The sequence below is a fragment of the Gemmata algarum genome (assembly GCF_034097035.1).
Classification (GTDB): Bacteria; Planctomycetota; Planctomycetia; order Gemmatales; family Gemmataceae; genus Gemmata; species Gemmata algarum.
On the sequence record NZ_JAXBLV010000051.1, the window covers coordinates 1 to 2,788 of the forward strand.

Genomic DNA, 2,788 nt, shown 5'->3' on the forward strand with positions numbered 1-2,788 from the left:
GGAGGGTTACAGATCAATCGGATTCGGTATCAGACAGGCATGCGTCGCCGCTCGCAGACGAGTTCGGGCGTATAGCGGTTCTTGTCCTTCTGCGTGCCGAGGCCGAGCCGCTCGTACACCTGGCCGCCGATGCCGGGGACCACGTCGTCGCCCCGCTTCTCGTCGTCCTCGGCGTACCAGTAGAACTCGAACCGGGACGCGACCGCGGGCTCGAACTCCTGGGCCAGTTTGGCGTCGGCCCCCTTCAGGACGACCGGGGCGAAGACGAGCACGCGGGCTGGGGCGTGCTCGTACACCAGCTCGGTAATGTTCGTACGCACCACGCACGAACTGGAGATGATCGACTTCACGACCAGGAACGCGTCGACCTCGCCGGGCTCGACGTACCGGCGCACGACCGGGGCCAACTCGACCCGCACGCCCGAGGTCGGGCCGGCGATGCTCTCCCGCTCGTTCCAGAAGCACGCAACGCGGACGGCGACCCCGCCGATCGCGTCGAGCCCGCGGAGGACGCCCCGGGCGAGGAAGTCGGCGTCCTCGTTGGTGCAGATCAGGAGCAGGCGGCCAACGCCGGTGAGCCGGTCCCGGTACGCCCCGGCGAGCGCCTCGCCCACGCCGCCCATCGCGGACCGGTACGCCTCCGGCCCGACGCGGTCGGCCGGTTCGGCCAGTTGCGCGAGTAGCGTCTTGACCTCGTTCGAGGCGGACGGCAGGAAGGCCCTCATGGCAACAGCCCCTCGAAGTCGTCGAACGAACGCGGCTGCGCGGCGAGCACGCGGTCCACGAACCGCTGAAAGCCGTCGCTGTCGCACGGGACGGTGAACAACCCGGCCTCCCGCGGCGGCAGGGACCACTCGAAGTGGCCACCGCTCACATGCCAGATCAGATCAGGAACGGCCGCGAGGACCTCTCCGAAACGGTCCCAGTCGGCGTGCATGACGGCCGGAAGGGGCCGGTGCACGCGGTAGCTCGGCCGGTCCCGGAGGAACTGGATCATCCGCCCCAGGTCGCACACGCCCTCGCCGTCCGGTTCGCACTCGATCCAGGCCAGAGCGAACTCCTCGACGATCGCCCGGAGCAACTCCCCGCCCAGTGCCCGGCTCGCACTGACCCGCACCAGCGGCTCTCGCAAGTCGGGGTGCCGGGCCAACTCCGACGGCCGCCTCACCGCCGGGAAATGGAACACGACAACGGTGTCCTTCAACTTCGCGGGCACGTTCTCGTCGAGTGACGCCTTGCGGTGGTCGTGAGAGACAACCACGGTAAGCGTATACTCCCCGCCCTGCGCGTCGCACGCGGCCTTCTGGGCAACGTACTCCTTCTTGAGCTTACTGCCGCCTTCGCCCCAGGTGATTTGGAGGTCGTCCTTCAACTGGTAGTAGTGCCGCGTCGCCCCTTCTCTGAAGAGGAAGTCCTCGACCGGGCACCCGGCCTGCTCCTGGACGGTGACCGCCACCCCGCCGCGGGCGACGCGAGGGCCTAAGCTCGACTGGTGCCGAATCTCAGGGCCGTCCGTGGTGAGGTATCATGGAGTAGCTGACACTCCCGTGGCCCTCGCCCACGGACGGCGGCCATGATTCTACCACCCGAGGCGCACGACCTGGTACAGGTGCTCGCCCTGCACTTCACGAGCCCGACGTACCCGCGGTTCTCGGTTCTGTTGGTCGGGGCCTTGGTGACCACCGGGCGGCGCACCGTGGCGAACCTGCTGCGCACGCTCCGACATCTGGCCCCGGGGCACCCCACCGACTACCGGCGGGTGCTGTCCCGCGCGCCCTGGTCCGGGCTCGGGCTCGGGTGCGCGCTCATGCGATTCGTGCCCGACCACCTGCTCCCCGATGGCCCGGTGATGCGGGTCGGTGATGACACGGTGGACGGGCACAACGGTCCGCACGTGTACGGCAAGGCCCGGCACCGGGACCCGGTGCGCTCGTCGCACTCATACACCGCGTTCCGGTACGGCCACAAATGGGTCGTGTTGGCGGTGCTGGTGAAATTCCCGTTCGCCACCCGCCCGTGGGCCCTACCGGTGCTCATCGACCTGTACCGATCGGCCGAAGACGATCAGAAGCGGAACCGACGGCACCGCACCCCGGCCCGGATCATGTGCGGGCGGCGGCGCCGGCTGTTGATCCGGTTCCCGGCCCGAACGTTCGTATTCGCCGGGGATTCGGGGTACGGAACCCACGAGGTGGCGCGGTTCTGTGACCGCCACCGCGCGCGGCTGACGTTGGTCAGCACGTTGCACCCCGACGCCAACCGGTTCGAACCGCCCCCGCCGTATGCGGGCACGGGGCGGCCGCGGGTGAAGGGGGCCGCCCGACCCAAGCCGCGCCAGGCGGTCACCGCCGCGACCACCTTCACCCGGTTGGAGGTCGGGTGGTACGGGGGCGGGAAGCGGACGGTTCAGACCCTCGACGGCACCGGTCACGGGTACAAGACCAGTCGCGGGCGGGTGCCGCTCCGGTGGGTGTTCGTGCGGGACACCACCGGCACCCATCGGGACGAGTACTTCTTCACCACCGACACGAGCCTGGCGCCGACGGCCGTGATCGGCCACGACTGCGGTCGTTGGAACATCGAGACCACGTTCCAAGAGATGCGTGCGGAGCTGGGCCTGGAGACCACCCGTGGGTGGCGCGAGAAGACCGTGTTGCGGGCCGCCCCTGCCCCGTAGGCGGGGACCCTCTGTTCGGGTTGTACACCGTGGTGGCCGTCCGGTTCCACGCACTGCCCGAGGCGAAACGAACCGGGAGCGTGGAATGGGCGGGCAAAACCGTCACGACGT

The 2,788-nt window shown here is 69.3% G+C and carries 3 protein-coding genes; 1 reads left to right on the top strand and 2 read right to left on the bottom strand.

Annotation, left to right across the window (positions count from 1 at the left end; genetic code table 11):
- Window positions 1-29: 29 nt before the first annotated feature.
- Both R5W23_RS06350 and R5W23_RS06355 read right to left on the bottom strand, forming a co-directional pair.
- A complete protein-coding gene (locus R5W23_RS06350; RefSeq protein ID WP_320685609.1) occupies window positions 30-725 on the bottom strand; it encodes a hypothetical protein in 696 nt (231 codons plus the stop codon).
- Window positions 722-1,456 (bottom strand): hypothetical protein, encoded by a 735-nt coding sequence (locus R5W23_RS06355; RefSeq protein ID WP_320685610.1) that lies wholly within the window; start codon window positions 1,454-1,456, stop codon window positions 722-724. The genes R5W23_RS06350 and R5W23_RS06355 overlap by 4 nt, the downstream gene beginning before the upstream one ends.
- Window positions 1,457-1,573: 117 nt before the next feature.
- On the opposite strand from R5W23_RS06355, the gene R5W23_RS06360 reads away from it, so the two are divergent.
- Window positions 1,574-2,677, top strand: coding sequence for an IS701 family transposase (locus R5W23_RS06360; protein WP_320685611.1), 1,104 nt, complete (start codon window positions 1,574-1,576; stop codon window positions 2,675-2,677).
- Window positions 2,678-2,788: the final 111 nt, after the last annotated feature.